The organism is Siphonobacter sp. SORGH_AS_0500, assembly GCF_002838835.1.
Taxonomy (GTDB): domain Bacteria; phylum Bacteroidota; class Bacteroidia; order Cytophagales; family Spirosomataceae; genus Siphonobacter.
Map to the genome: position 1 here is coordinate 148726 of NZ_NHPP01000009.1, position 19394 is coordinate 168119.

Consider the following 19394-nt stretch of genomic DNA (forward strand, 5'->3'; position numbering starts at 1 on the left):
TGCCGTTTTTTTGTTTTATGTTCTGGAAAAATACTTTTGAATACTTTTCAGAACCTGAACGATCCGATTTCATTTCTGCCTTTTAGTCCCTCTGCTCTCCTATCACCTTACCAGGTTTTTTAATACTCTTCTAATCTACATTACTTGCGTTTGCCCCTTAAATCTGCTCTTTTTGCCAGACGTAATACGCCCAAACCCAACCACTTCCTTACCACTATTTCATCAAAAATTAACACTACCAAACCATCCTTTTCCACTTCCAAAAACGAAATTAGCGGCCATTTGACTTTCATAGCCTTCTAACGTCTTATCTCGGCTATCAGGCATCAGTCTGTTTTAGACTGGTGCATATCCTGATTTATTATCCCCAAAAACGTTAATACATGAGAATACAGGTACTGACCATCGGGTTGGTAATGCTCGTGGTGAGCTCCAGTTGGGGCCAGACGCTGTACTCGTTCCGAAAAACCCTCGAACAAGTTCGCCAGAGTAACCCTACCCTACGACTGCAAAATCTGGATGTTGCCACAACCCAATCGGATGAAATTACGGCTGGATTGAAGAGTAATCCTTTCTTGAATAATCAAACCCTTTTTCAACTTTCTCCTCGGCATTTGCCCAACGATGGTACCTTCTTAAGTCGCCAAAATCGGCAGTTCTGGCTCCAGCTTACCAAAGAATTTGATATTTATGGTAAACGTAGCCGACGAGTAAGTCTGGCTCAGGGGCTTACTCAATTGTCAGCCAATAACGTCAAGGAAACCTCAAGGAATGTACTTCGCGATGCGGCTCTTTTGTGGCTGGATGCCTGGTACGCGTCTACGAAGGTGACGCTTCTGGAACAAACCCAGATTAACCTGGATAGCCTGGTCTATCTCAACCGGGTGCGGCTCCGCAATCAGGTAGTTAGTACAACGGACCTTACCCGGACGGAAGTGCTTTCTACGCAAAATGCCCTGCAACTTCGCACGGCCCGACAACTGTATCGGAATGAACTGGCCGAGCTTACCATTCAGATGGGTCAGCCCGATAGTATCCAGCTTGACATTAACGATCCCGTGCTTTCACCTTTTAGCGTAGATAGCTTATTAACGTATTCCCAGAACCAGCGTTCAGACGTACTGGCCGCCCGCAGTGGTCTGGAAGCGGCTAATCGAAATAGGGAGCTTCAACAGGTACTGGCCAAACCAGCCAATGAAATGGGAGCCATCTGGAACCCACAGAATGCCATCCCCTACGCGGGCGTGTTCCTGACTTTTGAGTTACCCGTTTTTAGCCGGAATCAGGGGGAAATTCAGAAGTCTAAAATTCTTCAACAACAGGCTCAGGATCAGCTTACTTTTCTCCAAAAACGCATCAGCGTCGAACTCAGAAATGCCTTAACATCCTTTCAAAATCATCAGCGAACCCTTCAGCAATACGAGCAGCTTTTGCTACAATCGGACAAAGTACTGGCTTCGGTTCGCTATGCGTATCTCAAGGGAGCTACCACGCTGGTGGATTACCTCGAAGCCCAGCGTACCTGGTATGACACCCGTCAGACCTATTACGATGCCCTGTTTGAATACCGAAAAAGTTTTGTTGACGTCTTATACAGTTCTGGATTAATCTCTCAATGGTAATGAATCAATATATCGCGGCTCTGGCCCTGCTTCTGAGCATAATGGCCTGTCAGAAAACCGAAAAGAAAGCCCCACCCGAACTGTTACGCCCCACCGTTGAGCAGGACGGCAAAGTACTCATTTTACCTACGAAGGAAATGGCTTCGGCCTTTAAAACCATTACTGCCAGCACGAGTAATCTGGTGGCTCATTTTGAAGCACCGGCTCAGGTAGCGGCGACCGTACTAGCTTCTCAGGAAAACCCAAATCAAAACCTGGTTCTCTTTAACGATGCCGAACTAGCTGCTCATTACACACAACTGCTTCAACACCGCATTAACATCCGAACGCTTAAAGTCAACGTAAGCCGGGCCAAAGATCTGGCAGCCAACGGAGCCGGAACGGGACGGGATGTACTCGAAGCCGAAACCCAGTTGGATAACGAAGAAGCCGCCGTCATTGAGCACGAAGCCCGGCTGCAAATGGGTGGTTTTCCGGCAGAACTATTATTAAAAGCACGTCCTCATACGGCCTGGGTGGTTTGCGAGGTGCCCGAAAGCCAGCTTACCCGTGTGAAAAAAGGTCAGACCTGCAAGCTAACCTTTACAGCTTACCCAAACGAGGAATTCTCTGGAGTTCTTCAGGCCATTAACGAAATCGCTGATGTTCAGACCCGCATGATCAAACTTCGTATTCTGGTTAATAACGCAGGTGGAAAACTCAAAGCCGGCATGTTTGCCACGGTACGTTTTGGTCTGGCCGAAGGGAATTACCTTTCAGTTCCCCAGTCCGCCGTGGTGACCATTCAGGGTAAGGATTATCTTTTTGTGGAAACCAAGCCCTTGACCTACGAACGCCGCTCAGTAACGACGGGCCAGCAAACGGGTAACGCCCTGGTCATTTTCTCGGGTCTTAAAGCCGGAGAACAGGTGGTAACGGAAAACGCCATGCAGCTCAAAGGCATCAGCTTCGGGTTTTAGGGCTTCAATGTTGAAGGAGTGAATGATAGAATGAGTAAGGGTCAAGTTTTCCTAACCTCTAGTATTTACTGATTCGAAAACTGCAAACTCTTAACAGAAAACTGAAAACTACCATGATGCTTCAGGCTCAGATTTTACTTAATAAAGACGAAATGGATGCTCACGGGCATCCCTTATACTTAACCTTACTGCAATGGCTGGTCGCTCATGACATTGCTCAGGCTTCGGTGTTTGAAGGCATTAGTGGCATTGGGAACCATCGCATTATTCAGCCCGGAGCTTTGTTTTCCTTTGACGAGCCGCCCGTGGTGATTCTGTTTGAAGAAGAAACGGAAAAGGTAAGAGCTACGCTTCGCGAGATTCGCAGCTTTTCTCCCCGGATTCAAATCATTGCTTACCCCATAGAAATTTTCTAACCGACCCTTGGCTTTGGGCCAATAGTCTTTGCTAACATTCCCGATGATTCGCAGTTTATTATTGTTTTCCCTCAAGAATCGGTGGGTGGTTATTGCCCTGGCAACAGCATGATGGGTCTGGGATACTGGTGTTTTCGAATGCTCAAAATCGAAGCCTATCCCGACATTGCCGATACCAACGTCATTGTCATTGCCAAGTACGATGGACGAGCAGCCGAAGAGGTCGAACAACAAGTCACCATTCCCATTGAACGGGCTCTTAATAACACCCCCCACGTCACGGATCGCCGATCACGTACGATTTTTGGGTTATCAGTAGTTCAGCTCAATTTTGACGAAACCGTCACAGATTACTTTGCCCGGCAACAGGTTCTTGAACGCATTGCCGATGCCGAATTGCCCGATGGAGTAACCACCGAGCTAGCTCCGCTGACCACCGCCGTGGGCGAGATTTTCCGTTACGTCGTGGAAGCTCCGCCAACCTATACGCCCATGCAACTTCGGGATTTACAGGATTGGCGAATTGTACCGCAGTTACTGCAAGTTCCCGGCATTGCGGATGTGGTAACGTTCGGCGGGCCACTAAAAGAATTTCATATCCTAACAGACCCCACCAAGCTTCGCAAGTACAACCTCAAGCTTACGGACGTCATGGAGGCTGTCAGCAAAAATAACCAGAACACCGGCGGTAACCTCATTGACCGGGGCGGACAGGGCTTTGCCGTGCGGGGATTAGGCGTTTTAAAAACGCCCAAGGACATTGAAACCATCGTGCTTACGGCCATTGACGGCGTGCCTGTTTTCCTATCCGACGTAGCCCGGGTGGAAATCTCTCCGCCAGCTCCTTCGGGTATTCTGGGCTATAATGTACGGGAAGCTAAAGTTGACATTACGGGTTCAACAGAAGGCATCGTCGTGCTTCGACGGGGCGAAAACCCCAGCGAAGCTCTGGAAGCCCTAAAAGCCAAAATGGCCGAATTACAGGCTCGTGATTTACCTAAAGGCGTTACCCTACGGGTGCTTTATGACCGGAGCTTTTTAATTGATCACTCCTTAGAAACGGTAGCCCATACCCTGTTTGAGGGCATTTCGATTGTCATTGTACTTTTGGTCCTCTTCTTGGGTAGTTTCCGGGCGGCTTTGGTGGTGACCATTACCATTCCCTTTTCGCTGCTGTTTGCCTTCATGCTCATGAAAATTGCGGGCATCCCGGCTAACCTTCTTTCCCTGGGAGCAATTGACTTTGGTATCATTGTCGATGGAGCCTGCGTGATGGTTGAGCATTTGATTCGAAGGTATCGTTCGGCCACGCAGGAAGAAAAACAGCGGGGCATTATACCCCTTACCCTCTCGGCAGCTCAGGAAGTAGGTCGGGAAATTTTCTTTTCCGTAACCATTATCATTCTGGCCTATTTACCCATTCTGCTCATGCAGCGGGTAGAAGGAAAACTCTTCCGACCCATGGCCCTAACCCTGGCTTTTGCCGTAGTAGGTTCCATGTTGGCGGCTCTTACCTTTATTCCGGTGTTGGTCTCTTTTGCCTTTAAAAAATCGCTGGACCCGTCGGCTAAGCCCGCAAAAGAGCATAAAAACTTCCTGCTGAATCCCTTCGAAAAAGGCTACGCTCGGTTGCTCACACACTTACTTCGCGGACCTAAGCTGGTATTAACCGTCGGTTTTGCAGTCGTTTTTGTGATGATTGGCATGGGCGTTAAACTGGGAACGGAATTTCTTCCTGAGCTGGATGAAGGCTCGATATTCCTGCGTTCGTTTATGCCTTCGGGCGTTACCATTCAGGAAAACGCCAAAATTGCTCCTAAAATCCGGCAGATTATTGCTAAAAATTACCCCGTTGATTTTGTCATTACCCAGACCGGAAGAAATGATACGGGAACCGACCCTTTCCCTCCCAACCGAACTGAAATTCTCGTGGGATTAAAGGATTACGCTACCTGGACGGATAGTCTACGAAAAAAAGATCTCGTGGCCCGGATTCAAACCGAGCTTCAGAATACCTTTCCCGGTTCGTTCTTTTCTTCGGGACAGCCTATTATTGATCAGGTTATGGAAATTGTAACGGGCTCGGCGGCAGATTTAGCTATTTCCGTCGTGGGAAATGACCTGGATTTGCTCCGTACCAAAGCCGATAGCATTGCTGCCATCGTCAAACAAACCAAAGGAGCAGTGGCGGTAAATATTGAACAGGAAGGCCCACAGGATCAGCTTTCCATTCAGGTGAATCGACAGGCTGCGGCCCGCTACGGCGTCAATGTTTCTGACGTTGAAACCATGGTTGAAGCGGCCATTGGCGGTAAGGATGTGGGCACGATTTACGATGAAGACCGCCGTTATGATCTAGTCATTCGTTTTACCCCCGAAAGCCGTAACTCAATTGACGTGATTCGGGAGTTGCAGGTTCCGGCGGCCTCAGGTGCCTTAATTCCGATGAGCGAGCTGGCTGACATTAAGTATGTACAGGGCCAAACTAACATTTACCGCATCAACAGCAAACGCATGGTTACTGTCCGCACCAATATTCGGGGTCGGGATCAGGGCGGCTTTGTAGAAGAAGTACAGGGTAAGATTAGTGGAAAGGTTACCATTCCCGAAGGCTACGAAGTCATCTACGGCGGCCAGTATGAAAACCTGGAACGAGCCGGTGGGCAACTTTTATTAACCATTCCGCTGACGGTTGTCGTGGTAAGCCTGTTTTTATATCTGCTCTTTAAAAATTTCCAGGATACCTTCCTGACGTTAACCTGTATTCTTTTTGCCTTAGGTGGCGGCATTACCGCTTTGCTGATGCGGGGATATAACTTCAATGTATCGGCTGGGGTAGGTTTTGTATCGATTTTCGGGATTTCAGTTATGGCAGGTGTCTTACTGGTTTCGGCCCTTAACCGGGCGAAAACGGCGGGGGGTGATTTATTTGAAACCGTTTATGAAGTTTCCAAAGAACAGCTTCGGGCAATTATGGCCATTATGATTGTCGCGATCATTGGCTTGGTTCCGGCGGCTACTTCCTCGGGAATCGGCTCGGATGTGCAGCGGCCCCTGGCTACTGTAATCATCGGTGGACTTACTTCCACGCTCCTTTTTGCTCCCTTATTAATTCCTCCATTATTTCTGCTGTTAGAACGCCGGGCCAGACGCCGTCCGGCTGTTATCAGCCCCAAATCAGAGCTGGAATAGAAAAAGAATAACCGCTACTCATAACCTTTTCAGGGGAGTAGCGGTTTTCATGAATAGCTTTAGGTAGAAGCAGTTTTACCCTATTTATGGTGTTTTGTCACCGTGAATACTCTTATTTTGCTATTCAATCCGATCCTTTCTGGTTTAATGAGTGTACGCCTGCTTTTCGTTTTCTGGTTATGTGTGTGTGGGCAAGTTGGTGCTCAGCAAATTTCTCCCAAGCGTGAGCTTCGGGCCGTGTGGATAGCCACGGTTAATAACATTGACTGGCCTAAGCCGGGAGATTATAATACGGCTTCTCAGCAACAATCCTTTCGACAAATTATTGATCAGCACCAGAAATCGGGCATGAACGCTTTGTTTGTGCAGGTTCGCGATGCTGCCGATTCCTATTACGCCAAAGGGTCCATTGAGCCCTGGTCTAAGTGGCTCACGGGCCAGCAAGGCAAAGCTCCCGAGCCCTTCTATGATCCGCTGGAATTCATGATCGAGGAATCGCATAACCGAGGGCTGGAATTTCATGCCTGGCTTAACCTCAACCGGGCCGTTTTTAAAGGTCATCCCAACGTTACTGCCGATCACGTCAGCCGCCAGCATCCCGACTGGATGCTAAGCTACGACGGTATGAAACTCTTCAATGTCGGCATTCCCGAAGTTCGCAATTACATTACCCAGATCGTGGTTAACCTCGTTAAGAATTATGACCTCGACGGCATTCACTTTGACGATTACTTTTATCCCTACCGCGTAGTTGGGCAGGTTTTAAACGATCAGGTTAGTTTTTATAAATACGGAGCCGGTTTTGCCAACATCCACGACTGGCGGCGGGATAATATCGATCAGTTAATCCATCAAATTTCGGATTCCATTAAAGTTCATAAGCCTTACGTTAAGTTTGGGATTAGTCCTTTTGCCATCTGGCGAAACCGTAGTTCGCTGGCTCCCGACGGCTCCGAAACCCGTGGTCTCAGTTCCTATGACGATCTGTACGCAGATACGCGGAAATGGCTAAAAATGGGCTGGATCGACTACATTGCTCCGCAAGTCTATTTTCACCGTAATCATAAACTCGTGCCCTACCAGCCATTAGTGGAATGGTGGCGAAAAAATTGCTTTGGCAAGCACCTTTACATCGGGCAGGGAGCCTATCGCATGAACGGAGAAAACGGCTGGGAGAAAGCCGACGAAATGCCCATTCAGATTCGATTTAACCGTACACACCCGGAAATTCAGGGTAGCATTTACTTTAGCTCGCGTTCGCTGATTAATAACTATCAGGGCTTTCAGGACACCCTGCGTCAGGATCTGTACCGCTTACCAGCGTTAGTACCAACCATGCCCTGGAAGGACAAAACACCGCCTTTACCCCCGCAGGAATTTGAAGTACGCAAGCAGGATAATCAGGTGATCATGAACTGGCAGTTACCTCCTGCCGCCGTTGATGGTGAACGACCCCGGCAATTTGTGGTGTACCGCTTCCGGGATAACGAACCCATTGCTCTGAATAACGCCTCTAAAATACTGGCCATTCTCAACGCCTCACGGCTTTCCTACACCGATACTCCCCCCAACCCAGGGAATTACCGTTACGTAGTGACTTCGCTGGATCGGCTGCAAAATGAAAGTTATGGCGTGATGACAAATGTTGAACTTCAGCAATTTTGAATGAGTGAAGGAGAGAGAGATTGAATGGAGTGGAGTTACTGTCGTCCTTGTGTTAATGCTCACATCATTGCCATCACCTCTCTCTATGTTCTTACTTATTCACTCATTCTCTCACTCACTCATTCAAAATTGAACTAACCCGTGATGTTGAGATAGATGGTGTCGAGGATTCGTACTAAATCGTCGAAATCCTGATCGGAAAGATTGGCCCAGCCGATTTTCCTTACCTCGGCTACTACGGGGAAAGCGGCATGAAATTTATCCAGGCCCGCCGGGGTTAAGTGTAGATTGAATTTTCGGCGATCTTCTTCAGCCATCCGCCGCTCAATGAGGCCTTTTTTAACGAGGATATCCAGAATTCGGGTAACGGTAGGGTTATCCTTGGCCGTTTTGTCAGCCAGTGCATTCTGACTAATGCCCGGAAAATGTTGAATGTGATCGAGTAATACCCATTGGTCTACCGTCAGCTCCATGCCCGCTTCATCCAATCGCTTCTGAAAAACATAACGGACTTTTTTAATAGTCGTGTCAATTTTAAAAAAGTAGGCTCGTTGATCGGAAGCAGTCATGATAAGTCGGTGTCGTTGATGAAGCAGTTAGGGGTAGCTGCCGAATGATTTAACTTCAAATGTAGGATTTGAAAACTAAAAATAGACACTTTAGCCTAGGGTATTAGCTAAAAGGCCCGTAACAAACGTCTTTATCCGTGGGAAGAATCAGGAAAGTAGAGAGAGAAAGTCCTACAAGCCCTATGCCCAAATCATTGGGACGATTCAGGCAAAGGGAGTTGTAGAACCGCTGTTGATGAAGTATAAGTAAATAATTAGCAAAGCAACTATTCGTACACAAAGAGAATACATATAGACTGGAAAGTCAATAAATAGGCTAATAAATTCTGCTTTAACCCTAAAAAAACTGCTTTGCTGGCCGCTAAAAGCCTTTACATTTGTAGACTCATTTTAGCTCAGTTTATGCAGAATCCCGAAGATTTGGTGTTGGCAAGTGTAGGAAATCGCTTTCTGGCCAATTTAATTGACAATATCCTAATTAATATTCTTTCCTTTCTCTTAGCGTATTTGGTAGGTATTCCCCTCTTCAATCTGGATATTCAACAGGTTAATGCCAATCCTGAAGCCTTTTACGAAATCTATTACCAATTTCTGATGATTGCCATCCCCGTTAGCTTCTTTTACCGTTTTCTCCAGGAAAGCTCGCGATACCAGGCTACTATTGGCAAACGCATTCTAAAGCTGAAGGTAGTAAAAGTAACGGGGCAACCCCTGTCCTATAAAGATTCACTTTTTCGTAACGTAGTGAAGGAAATCAGCGGCTACTTTTATATGGTATACGTCTTCGGTCTTTTTAACCGTTTACATCAGTGCGTGCACGATCTGGCCGCTCAGACTTACGTAGTAGACGATTTATAGCCCCTTTTGTTCTCCATGCGGTTCACTAAAGCAGTATGGATTTTTCTATTAACGGCAGCCTTACTCCTGTTGCTGGATTTTTTACTGCCCTTCCGGGTAAATCCACGGTATTCCACTCTGGTAGAGGCGGCTGATGGTTCGGTTTTGCACGCTTTTCTCAATGAAGAGGATAAATGGCGACTTTATACCGAACTTGAAGAAATCAGCCCTACGCTTCGCACAACCCTTATCCATAAAGAAGACCGTTGGTTTTATTACCATCCGGGGGTGAATCCGCTGGCTTTGGTCCGGGCCCTTTCTACAAACCTCAGCCGCCACAAGCGAAGCTCGGGAGCGTCTACCATTACCATGCAAGTGGTGCGGTTGCTTGAACCTCGCCCTCGCACGTACCTGAGTAAGGGCATTGAAATTCTGCGGGCGTTTCAGCTCGAAGCCCATTACAGCAAAGATGAAATTCTTCAGTTGTACATTAATCTGGTGCCTTACGGCTCCAACATTGAGGGAATTAAAGCAGCGTCTTTACTCTATTTTCAAAAGCCTCCCGAAGTCTTAAGTTTGGCCGAAGTAATGGCCCTGACGATTATTCCCAACCGCCCCAGCAGCCTTCGCCCCGGTAAGAGTAACACCTATTTACTCAGCGAACGAAACCGTTGGCTGCAACGCTTCAAAGAAGAAAAGTTATTTGATTCGCAAACGATTACGGATGCCATTGCCGAGCCTTTACTGGCCAAACGTGTAGCCGCTCCACAATCGGCTCCGCACCTGGCCCTCAGACTAAAAAGTGAATTTCCATATACTCCCATTCTCAAAACCACCCTTCAAAGAGCCCGGCAATCCACGCTTGAAAAGTTAACCTATAACTACGTCAGCCGCTTGAAAGCGATGAACATCCGCAATGCGGCTGTACTGGTGATTAATAACCGTACGATGGCCGTGGAAGCTTACGTAGGTTCTGCCGACTTTAATGATCATACTGACGGCGGACAGGTGGATGGGATTCGGGCCATTCGCTCACCCGGTAGCACGCTTAAACCTCTGCTTTATGCGACGGCTTTTGATGCGGGCTTACTTACACCCAAGTCAATTCTCTACGACGTTCCTACCAACTTTCAGGGGTTTGAACCCGAAAATTTTGACCAGCAGTTTCATGGCAAAGTGAGCGTAGAATTTGCCCTGGCTAATTCGCTTAATGTCCCCGCCGTTCAGGTATTAAGCCAGTTGGGAACGACAGCTTTCCTCGAAAAACTCAAAAAAGCGGAATTCAAAACCATTCAAAAGCAATCCTCCAAACTGGGCCTCTCCATGATTCTGGGCGGCTGCGGTGTAACATTAGAAGAGTTAACCACCCTATTTGCCAGCTTTGCCAATCAGGGCCAGTTTAGCAAAGCCTATTACCTGCAAAAACCAGAATTTCATAACCCCACTTCGCTGATTAGTGAAGAAGCGAATTTTCTCATTAATCAGATTCTTACCCAGCCTACTCGTCCCGATTTACCTAATAACTACGCCTACACCTACCGGCTGCCCCGCATTGCCTGGAAAACGGGTACTTCTTTTGGTAAGAAAGACGCCTGGAGTATCGGATATAACGCTCACTATACCGTTGGTGTATGGGTAGGAAATTTTTCCGGCGAAGGCGTGCCCGAACTTAACGGAGCCAATATTGCCACGCCGCTTTTGTTCGAGATCTTTAATAGCATTGATTATAACTCTACGGCTCAGTGGTTCGCTCAGCCCGAAGGACTTTCGCACCGAATGGTTTGTCAGGAAACGGGGCAAATTCCCAGTTCTTTCTGTACCCATCAAATCGAAGATTATTACTTGCCGGGCGTTTCCAGCACCCAAGTCTGCGAGCACAAAAAAAGCGTCTGGCTGGATGTCCGGCGTCGCATGAGTTATTGTCCTTACTGCATGCCTGAAACGGGCGTTGAGCAGGTTTTTCTTCCCAATGATCCGCCTCAGCTTACGCAGTATTACGAAGCCCGCCATATCTCCTACGAAAAAATTCCGCCGCATAATCCTTCCTGCACCCGGGTATTTGGGAATGCTTCTCCGCTGAAAATTACGTATCCAGTGGAAGGGTCAACCTACCGTTTGAACCGCAAAGACCAGACCCGGTTAGCTCTAACGGCCCAGACGGCCAGCGATACCAAGACACTTTACTGGTATGTAAATGATGTTTTAGTCGGCTCGGCGGCTCCTCAGCAATCCGTCTTTTGTCAGCCTTCGGCAGGAAAGGTAAAAATCTCCTGCGTGGACGATCAGGGCCGGGTAAAAACGCTGTGGATTCAGGTGAATTATGATTAATGAAATAAAGATTAAACGGGCTTTTCTGTAATAGAAAGCATCCTTAATCAGAGGATGAAAAAGAAAAGTAAATTTAAATTGAACTATAAATGACAAGCGATAGTTATCATTGTGGTAATTATATGTAACTTTACCATATAAAAGTTTCTGCCTTTGCTACTTCTGATCTAGCTCGGAATATTTTCTTCCCCTCTAAGCAGTTTTCGCTTCCTCAGTTGTCCCTTTTATAAAATCAAATTTATTTAAACCCTGTGTGTATTTAGACTGCACTAAAGAGTAGTCATTTATCTGCATTTGTGCAGTAAAAGATTAAACATTCAGTCCATATAAAAGCAAGCCTAGTTTAGGCATATAGTTCATTATTTACTGGTGTATTTTGTTGATTATCAAGGATAATAGTAAAAAAGCAAGTTACCTCCACACCATTAAAATTGAACCAATCGTTTATCCATTAGTCAGAATATTCAAATGGTACGATCAATCAAATGATAGTTTTGGGAGGTGATTTTATTACTATTCAATGGGCTTTTTGGCCCGTTAATCCATCAAAATAACAAACCGATAGTTCGGTACATACATTAATGAACTTTCAGGAATTTAACCTTATATCTCCTATTTATAAAGCCCTTAGCGAGATAGGATATACCCAGGCCACGGAAATACAAGCCCAGGCCATTCCCACCATCTTAAAAGGCAGTGATATTATTGGCTGTGCTCAGACAGGAACCGGAAAAACGGCAGCATTTGCCATCCCTATTTTACAATTACTTCATTCGAATTCGAGTCCCAAAGCCGGTATTCAGGCCTTGATCCTGACACCGACCCGGGAGCTGGCTATTCAGATTGATGATAATTTTAAAATGTACGGTAAGTATTTGCCCCTAAAACACTTGGCTATTTTTGGCGGAGTCCCTCAGGGTAAGCAAGTGGCTGCTCTCAAAAGAGGGGTACATATTCTCATTGCTACGCCGGGCCGCCTGCTGGATTTGCTTCAACAGGGATTGATTAGTCTCTCTCAGATTAAGATACTAGTATTAGACGAAGCCGACCGAATGCTGGATATGGGGTTTGTGAATGATGTGAAGAAAGTACTTACCAAAGTACCAGTCAAAAAACAGACGCTGTTTTTCTCAGCAACGATGCCCACCAGTATTCGAAAATTTGCCAATACCATCGTAAGGCAACCCGTTGAAATCAATGTAACCCCCGTTTCTTCTACGGCAAAAACAGTGAAACAGGCGGTTTACTTTGTCAACAAAAACGAGAAAACCCGTTTACTTGTTGATTTACTGAAGGACGTGGACATTTTGCGTAGTTTGGTCTTTACCCGTACTAAACATGGTGCGGACAAACTGGTCAAGCAGTTAAGCAAAATGGGAATCCACGCGGCAGCCATTCACGGTAATAAATCGCAAAACGCCCGGCAGCGTGCCTTGAGTGATTTTCGCGATAGCCGTATTCGTGTGCTGGTAGCTACCGATGTAGCTGCCCGGGGTATTGATATTGAAGAACTCCCACACGTAGTAAATTACGAAATTCCCAACGTGCCTGAAACCTACGTTCACCGCATTGGTAGAACAGGCCGGGCGGGCATGAACGGCGTTGCCATATCCTTCTGTGATCAGGAAGAAAAGGCAGATTTTACTAACATTCAAAAACTCATTGGTTCCCGTATCCCGGTTTTGCAATAAACCAGGTATGAAAATACCAGCGTACGTGCTCTGCTTATCGTTTCTGAACACTAGACTCCAAACGCTAACACCAGAACCATATCAAAAAATATCAATCAATTTTTCATTTAATTAAACATTACCATGCAAGAAGGAACAGTAAAATTCTTTAACCAATCGAAAGGCTTTGGCTTCATTACTCCTACCGAAGGTGGCGAAGATATTTTCGTACACATCACCGGTCTCAATGATGATATTCGTGAAAATGATCAGGTAACTTTCAACGTTCAGGAAGGTAAAAAAGGACTTAACGCCGTTGATGTTAAGTTAGCCTAGCTTTTAGGGTTGCCATCTTCTGATGCGTTGACCTACACTTGATCGCCTGCTCTTATTTCTTATCCTTTGTGGACTAGCCTTATTCGCTTTTTACAGGATGGACTTATACGTACAGCAAAAAACCTCTTGAAACTGGGAAATGATTTCCGTTTCAAGAGGTTTTTCTTTGGTTACTTATCTAGAAGCAACTAATCTTCAGCCGCCGCTCCCAGAGCACTCGAAACCAGCGAGACTATAAAACTAAAAATCAAGGCAATCAGCCAGTTCTCTACGTAGAAACCATCGACGAGAGCAGCCGCTAGCTTGATAATTAAAATATTGATTACCAATAGAAACAGACCTAATGTCAGAATAGTAATGGGTAGGCTTAGAATCTGTAAAATAGGCTTAACAAAGGTGTTTAGTAATGCCAGTACAACGGCAACGATTAAAGCAGTACCGAAACCGGCAACGGATACCCCCGGCAGAAAACTTGCCACCAGGTATACCACAACGGCATTAATTAATAATCGAACAATGAGACCCATAAGGAGAAGGATTAAAGTTTAAGCAATACTAAAAAAATTTCGTACCAAATCTACTTCTCCGCCTCAGAATCGTCGATTTTACTTCCGCTGCTGGTGACGCTCCTCTAAAATAGCAATGATTTCGTCGAGATCAATATTGCGATCTTCCAGTAAAATCAGGTAATGGAAAAGTAAGTCGGCAGCTTCGTTTTTGAAGAGTTCGTCATTAGCTGACATGGCTTCAATTACTAATTCCACAGCTTCCTCTCCTACTTTTTGAGCAATTTTATTTGTGCCCCGGGCGAAAAGTTTAGCCGTATACGAGCTTTCGGATGGCGATAGTTTCCGCTCGCGGATGATGGTTTTCAGAGTATTTAAAAACTCAACTGACATAATAGATTTTATTAATACGTGTAATGTATTTCAACGAGGATTTTCTTCCGAAAAACAGGTATCTGCTCCTGTATGACAGACCGGGCCGACGGGTTCCACTTTAATTAGCAGGGTATCCTGATCGCAATCCACCCGAATTTCCTTGACGTTCAGAAAATTACCTGAGGTTTCCCCCTTCGTCCAAAGACGATTTTTAGTCCGGCTAAAAAAGTAACTACTTTTTCAGCTGGGTTTTTTCATAGGCTTCCTGATTCATAAAGCCCAACATTAGAACTTTATTCGTAAGAACGTCCTGAATAATAGCGGGAATAAGCCCCCCCGCCTTGGCAAAGTCCAATGATTCCATGACTTAGATACGAATGGGAAGACCCTGATCTTTAAGGTAATTTTTTAAATCCGGAATACCGATTTCGCGGAAGTGGAAAATACTGGCCGCTAGCCCTGCGTCAGCTTTACCCGTAGTAAAGACCTGCTGGAAGTGCTCCATGTTTCCCGCCCCGCCCGAAGCAATGACCGGAATACTCAACGCTCCTGAAACGGTAGCCGTTAAATCCAGAGCAAAACCAGCTTTGGTACCGTCGGCGTCCATCGAGGTTAATAAAATTTCCCCTGCTCCCCGCTCCTGAGCTTCTTTGGCCCAGGCAATCGTGCGAAGCTCGGTAGGCTTTCTTCCCCCGTGGGTATGCACAATGTGTTCGATGATGAGCTTTTCATCGTGTGAGCTAACACGTTCGGAGCCAAAACGGTCGGTTACTCTTTCCTGGTGACTGATGGTCTGAACAGGCACCGAAATTTCCCTAGTATCGATGGCGACGATGATGCACTGCGAACCGAATTGCAGAGCCAGTTCATCAATTAGCTCGGGACGGCGAACCGCCGACGAGTTAATGGAGATCTTGTCGGCTCCGGCATTGAGTAAGGCGGAAACATCTTCAACCGAACTGATACCGCCGCCAACGGTAAAAGGAATATTGACGTGCTGGGCCACCTTACGAACCAAGTCCACCAGGGTTTTGCGGTTATCCACCGTGGCAGTAATGTCCAAAAAGACGAGTTCATCGGCTCCTTGCTCAGCGTAAAGGGCTCCCAGTTCAACGGGATCACCCGCGTCGCGAAGATTAACAAAGTTGGTACCTTTTACCGTGCGTCCATCTTTGATATCTAAACAGGGTATAATGCGTTTGGTTAACATGCCTGATTTTCTTTAAGCGAACGTACGTAAATCACTTAGGGTAACTCTTCCTTCGTAAATAGCCTTGCCCACAATCACACCGTACACATTCATATCGGCGAGTTTGGTTAAATCATCCATGCTACTTACCCCACCCGAAGCGATAATCTTCAGCTCGGGGGACTGTTCCTGCAATTTCTTATAAAGGTCAAAACTGGGTCCCTGAAGTAAGCCATCTTTGGCTACGTCGGTAGAGATAATGTATTGAATACCTTTCTCCTCCCAGTTTTTCACAAAATCATAGACCCAAAGTTCGGTACCTTCTTCCCAACCACTCACCGCGATACGTTCGTTTTTAGCATCTGCACCCAAAATCATTTTCTCTCCGCCAAAGCGGCTCAGCCAGCTTTCAAACAGATCTGGATTTTTTACGGCAATACTGCCCCCTGTTACCTGTCTGGCCCCGCTTTCAAAAACGATCTTTAAGTCTTCATCCGACTGAACACCCCCACCAAAATCCACATGTAAAGAAGTCTGACTGGCAATCCGCTCCAGAACTTTGTAGTTAATAACCTTTTTGGCCTTAGCTCCGTCCAAATCCACTAAATGCAAACGCGTCAGTCCGGCTCCTTCAAATTCTTTGGCCACTTCGAGCGGATTGGCATTATAAATCGTCTTCTGGGAATAATCGCCCTGAGTCAATCGAACGGCCTTGCCTTCAATCAAATCAATTGCGGGAATAATGTACATTCCGTTACGTTATAGTTTTGTAGAAACGTGATTCCTCACGTCTGGTTCGTTTGATTATAAAGCCAGGAAATTTTCCAGAATGGTTTGTCCTTCCTTACCGCTGATTTCGGCGTGAAACTGAGCCGCATAGAAATTGTCTCTATGTAGCATGGCCGAAAACGGAACCACATAGTCGCAAGTCGCTACCGTGTATTTATTAACGGGGGCCGCGTAACTGTGCACAAAATAGACAAAGGGATTTTCCGTTAACCCGCTAGTTAAGGGCGACTTCAGGTCGTACAGGTTGTTCCATCCCACGTGCGGCACTTTCAACGACCCGCTGGGGAAACGTTTGACATCCACTGGAAAAATATTTAGTGCGTCCGTATTATTTTCTTCGGAAAAGCGGCACATCAGTTGCATGCCCACGCAAGTTCCCAGAACGGGTTGTTTTAAAGTCGGAATAACCTGATCCAGACCCTTTTCCCTCAAATATGCCATGGCTGTGGAAGCTTCGCCTACACCAGGGAAAATGACTTTATCCGCCGAACGAATTTCCTCTTCGTCGTCGGTCCAGAGGTAAGACGCCCCGATTCGTTCCAGAGCGTAACGCACACTCTGTACATTACCGGCGTTGTATTTGATAATAACGGTTTTCATTGCTTTGATTCAGAGAAATGAATAAAAAAACGCCCGATTCTTGGAATCAGGCGTTCATATCTGTTATTCGGTAGTGACAGTATCAGGAAACCGGAATCACATCAGCCTGTTGGAGCGGATTAATGCGTGAGGATGATGATGAAATACGGTGCAATTCATAGGGCAAAAGTAGAGTATTTTTTGAGAATTAGGTTGCTCCTGTAGATAATTCTACGGATTCGTAGAAACGTTTAGCGTAGCGTTAGGTTCAAAATATTGAAGAACTCCGCCGTTTTCAATCTGAAGGCTTTTACCCAACGTGACCAGTTTCTGAGCTTTTACGGTATGCCCAGATCGAATCGTAACGGCATCACAAACCGTTGGTATTCGACCGCAACTCCAGGTACTGGCAACGCTCCAGATACCCGAAGCTACACTTTCGCATTTGCCACGGGTAATGATGATGTCATCTACCCGTAATTGATCGCGAGCCCCCGAACCTGTACCCATGAAGTAATACTGCCAGAGTAATTGCACATAAGGTTTATTCAAAATTGCCGTGGGTAAAGCCACTGGCCCAATCATCTGACTATGTCCAGTGATGTTACGAACGTATTCTATTGGATTACTCTGGTTATCGAGTAAATCCTGAAAATCTCCACTATTACCCACTCGGTACCGCAGACGAATACGATAGGGACGAGTATTTGCCGTTACGGTTCCACCCGTCCACTGCACTTGAGCTTCGGTTATATTTTGGGTGTTTAAGGCCAATAAAGCACCGCCTAAACGACCAGGTATATACCCTGGATTGGTATTATCAACACTAGTGTTAATAAAGGAAACCCATTTTCATTCAATCCGTTAAGTCGCGTACGAGAGGTATGATTGTAAAGACCCAGTACGGTATCCGCTACCGTAGCGACAAGGGTGGGATCTTCTGTTGACATATGTACAAACTGCATATGGGGCGGATACGTTCCTGCTGTGGCTGAAGAAGACCAGCTTTCCATCCGATAGTCGCATTGAGCCAAGGCGTAGGGAGTAGGCGTTACTTTAATTACCGCATCTGAAGCAAAAACGGCCTCCAGACTTCGGGCTGAATTTAAACTTGCGATGGTATAGACGCTATCCGTACTAATGATAGTATTCGCTTCTTTCCAGTGCATGAACTTATAACCCACCCGAGACCGGGCCGTTACCTTAATGGGATTGCCCTGAAAATAACTTCCCGTCCAAGGATAAGGGTTTTGACTAACCCCCGCCGTGCTGGGCACTAACTCTATTGTATTAATTTTGATGTATCCTTGTTCAGTATTAGATACCCCCAGCGTCAAGTTGTAATTAGCGGGCAATCCAAATTTGTTACGAATATGCTCCCGCACAAAGTCAGGTCGCTGCTGAATAAATGTCCTGATTTTTTCTACATTCGTCAACCATCCCTGGTAAGTGTTTCCTTCTGGCCAACGTGTAAAATGCTCCTGCATAGCTGGACTATATTCGTTCTTCATTTCCGTCAGCATTGCACTCGTCCGTGTTGGGTTGAAGGTGGTATTGAGTAAGTCGGCAAAGCGATTGATGAAATAGACTTTAAACTCATCAATGTCAAGCAAGCGTCTCAGGTAACGAGTATAACCGCCAAAAACACCGTTATCCGTAGCTGTTGCCAGCGTATTATGGTTAGACTGATTCATCAGTCCCAGACCATAGTCCATATCCTTCAATGCCCAACGCCAGCGTCCGTCATTACCATAGTGATTGGTTGGCGTGCCGGGAGTCACTCGTTTTCGCCACAAAACCTGATTATTATGAGGCCAATCGGTATTAGAACTGAAGATTTCAGCAATGTAATAATCCGTGAAGTTTTCTACATCCATTAAGGTCTTCACGTAGGTATAGTTTACTGGATTGTTATTAGCAAAGTAATTGTAAAAGGCATCATAGGTGGTCTGATCGCCTTCATCAACCTCTATACCAAGGGATAGTGTCAGCAAATCCAAGGAATCCGTTGCAACCCGGTAAAGTTTATTAAAGTAATATTTGTCGTAACGTTCGTCAAGCGTATGAACGCCCCAATATTCACCGTTTAAAAAGACCACTGCTGCCCGATTGGCCTGCGTAGCTACGGGTAAATGCCTTACCATCTTCTGCATAAAGGCATCCGTTAGTAAAGAGTATTTGTAATCGTTACCCCCGCTTCTTAAAATCAGTCGTTTATGAGCTAAAGTAGAGGGCCGGTCGGTAAATAAAGGATAATCGAACTCGCTATCACTGTATAAACGCAGGCTTTTTCTGAAGATACTACTGGAACATCCCCCATGAATTCGTAAACCAACAGGTTGATTGATTACCGTAGTATTAG

Annotated in this window: 16 protein-coding genes and 1 pseudogene; 9 read left to right on the forward strand and 8 right to left on the reverse strand. The window is 46.1% G+C overall.

From position 1 onward, the window contains the following. The first annotated feature begins 383 nt into the window (after positions 1 to 383). The 5 genes from BWI96_RS12625 (at position 384) to BWI96_RS12645 (ending at position 7854) form a co-directional block, all read left to right on the forward strand. Positions 384 to 1622, forward strand: coding sequence for a TolC family protein (locus BWI96_RS12625; RefSeq protein ID WP_106636986.1), 1239 nt, complete (start codon positions 384 to 386; stop codon positions 1620 to 1622). After that, on the forward strand, positions 1622 to 2581 hold the full coding sequence (locus tag BWI96_RS12630; protein WP_157830353.1) for an efflux RND transporter periplasmic adaptor subunit: 960 nt from the start codon (positions 1622 to 1624) through the stop codon (positions 2579 to 2581). Before BWI96_RS12625 ends, BWI96_RS12630 begins: the two co-directional genes overlap by 1 nt. Positions 2582 to 2694: 113 nt before the next feature. Further along, entirely contained in the window at positions 2695 to 2997 is a 303-nt protein-coding gene (locus BWI96_RS12635; protein WP_106636988.1) for a DUF190 domain-containing protein, read from the forward strand. A gap of 108 nt (positions 2998 to 3105) precedes the next feature. Continuing rightward, positions 3106 to 6189, forward strand: a complete 3084-nt coding sequence (locus BWI96_RS12640; RefSeq protein ID WP_232793707.1) for an efflux RND transporter permease subunit — start codon at positions 3106 to 3108, stop codon at positions 6187 to 6189. Positions 6190 to 6291: 102 nt separating this feature from the next. Further along, positions 6292 to 7854 (forward strand): glycoside hydrolase family 10 protein, encoded by a 1563-nt coding sequence (locus tag BWI96_RS12645; protein WP_232793708.1) that lies wholly within the window; start codon positions 6292 to 6294, stop codon positions 7852 to 7854. A 134-nt stretch (positions 7855 to 7988) separates the two neighbouring features. On the opposite strand, the gene BWI96_RS12650 is transcribed toward BWI96_RS12645, so the two are convergent. Continuing rightward, positions 7989 to 8423 carry a MarR family winged helix-turn-helix transcriptional regulator gene (locus tag BWI96_RS12650; protein WP_106636990.1) on the reverse strand — a complete coding sequence of 145 codons (435 nt, stop codon included), beginning with the start codon at positions 8421 to 8423 and terminating at the stop codon, positions 7989 to 7991. A 402-nt stretch (positions 8424 to 8825) separates the two neighbouring features. Between BWI96_RS12650 and BWI96_RS12655 the strand changes: the two genes are divergently transcribed. The 4 genes from BWI96_RS12655 (at position 8826) to BWI96_RS12670 (ending at position 13594) form a co-directional block, all read left to right on the forward strand. Then, complete coding sequence (locus BWI96_RS12655; RefSeq protein WP_157830354.1) at positions 8826 to 9281, forward strand: RDD family protein; 456 nt, start codon at positions 8826 to 8828, stop codon at positions 9279 to 9281. Positions 9282 to 9296: 15 nt separating this feature from the next. After that, complete coding sequence (pbpC, locus tag BWI96_RS12660; RefSeq protein WP_106636992.1) at positions 9297 to 11588, forward strand: penicillin-binding protein 1C; 2292 nt, start codon at positions 9297 to 9299, stop codon at positions 11586 to 11588. A 581-nt stretch (positions 11589 to 12169) separates the two neighbouring features. Next, positions 12170 to 13279, forward strand: a complete 1110-nt coding sequence (locus tag BWI96_RS12665) for a DEAD/DEAH box helicase (RefSeq protein ID WP_106636993.1) — start codon at positions 12170 to 12172, stop codon at positions 13277 to 13279. Positions 13280 to 13402: 123 nt separating this feature from the next. Continuing rightward, a complete protein-coding gene (locus tag BWI96_RS12670) occupies positions 13403 to 13594 on the forward strand; it encodes a cold-shock protein (protein WP_106636994.1) in 192 nt (63 codons plus the stop codon). 188 nt (positions 13595 to 13782) lie between these two features. Here BWI96_RS12670 and BWI96_RS12675 read toward each other — a convergent pair whose 3' ends face one another. From BWI96_RS12675 to BWI96_RS12705, 7 genes and pseudogenes are all read right to left on the reverse strand, one after another. After that, complete coding sequence (locus tag BWI96_RS12675) at positions 13783 to 14121, reverse strand: phage holin family protein (protein ID WP_106636995.1); 339 nt, start codon at positions 14119 to 14121, stop codon at positions 13783 to 13785. A gap of 78 nt (positions 14122 to 14199) precedes the next feature. Continuing rightward, a pseudogene (gene hisIE, locus BWI96_RS12680) lies at positions 14200 to 14839 on the reverse strand (bifunctional phosphoribosyl-AMP cyclohydrolase/phosphoribosyl-ATP diphosphatase HisIE). 3 nt (positions 14840 to 14842) lie between these two features. Continuing rightward, complete coding sequence (gene hisF, locus BWI96_RS12685) at positions 14843 to 15685, reverse strand: imidazole glycerol phosphate synthase subunit HisF (protein WP_106636996.1); 843 nt, start codon at positions 15683 to 15685, stop codon at positions 14843 to 14845. Positions 15686 to 15697: 12 nt separating this feature from the next. Beyond that, entirely contained in the window at positions 15698 to 16414 is a 717-nt protein-coding gene (gene hisA, locus BWI96_RS12690) for a 1-(5-phosphoribosyl)-5-[(5-phosphoribosylamino)methylideneamino]imidazole-4-carboxamide isomerase (RefSeq protein WP_106636997.1), read from the reverse strand. 54 nt (positions 16415 to 16468) lie between these two features. After that, positions 16469 to 17053, reverse strand: coding sequence for an imidazole glycerol phosphate synthase subunit HisH (hisH, locus tag BWI96_RS12695; RefSeq protein WP_106636998.1), 585 nt, complete (start codon positions 17051 to 17053; stop codon positions 16469 to 16471). Between the two features lie 210 nt (positions 17054 to 17263). After that, entirely contained in the window at positions 17264 to 17806 is a 543-nt protein-coding gene (locus tag BWI96_RS12700; protein ID WP_157830355.1) for a hypothetical protein, read from the reverse strand. A gap of 11 nt (positions 17807 to 17817) precedes the next feature. Beyond that, positions 17818 to 19380: a CotH kinase family protein gene (locus BWI96_RS12705; RefSeq protein ID WP_106637000.1), complete on the reverse strand. Its 1563-nt coding sequence runs from the start codon at positions 19378 to 19380 to the stop codon at positions 17818 to 17820. Positions 19381 to 19394: the final 14 nt, after the last annotated feature.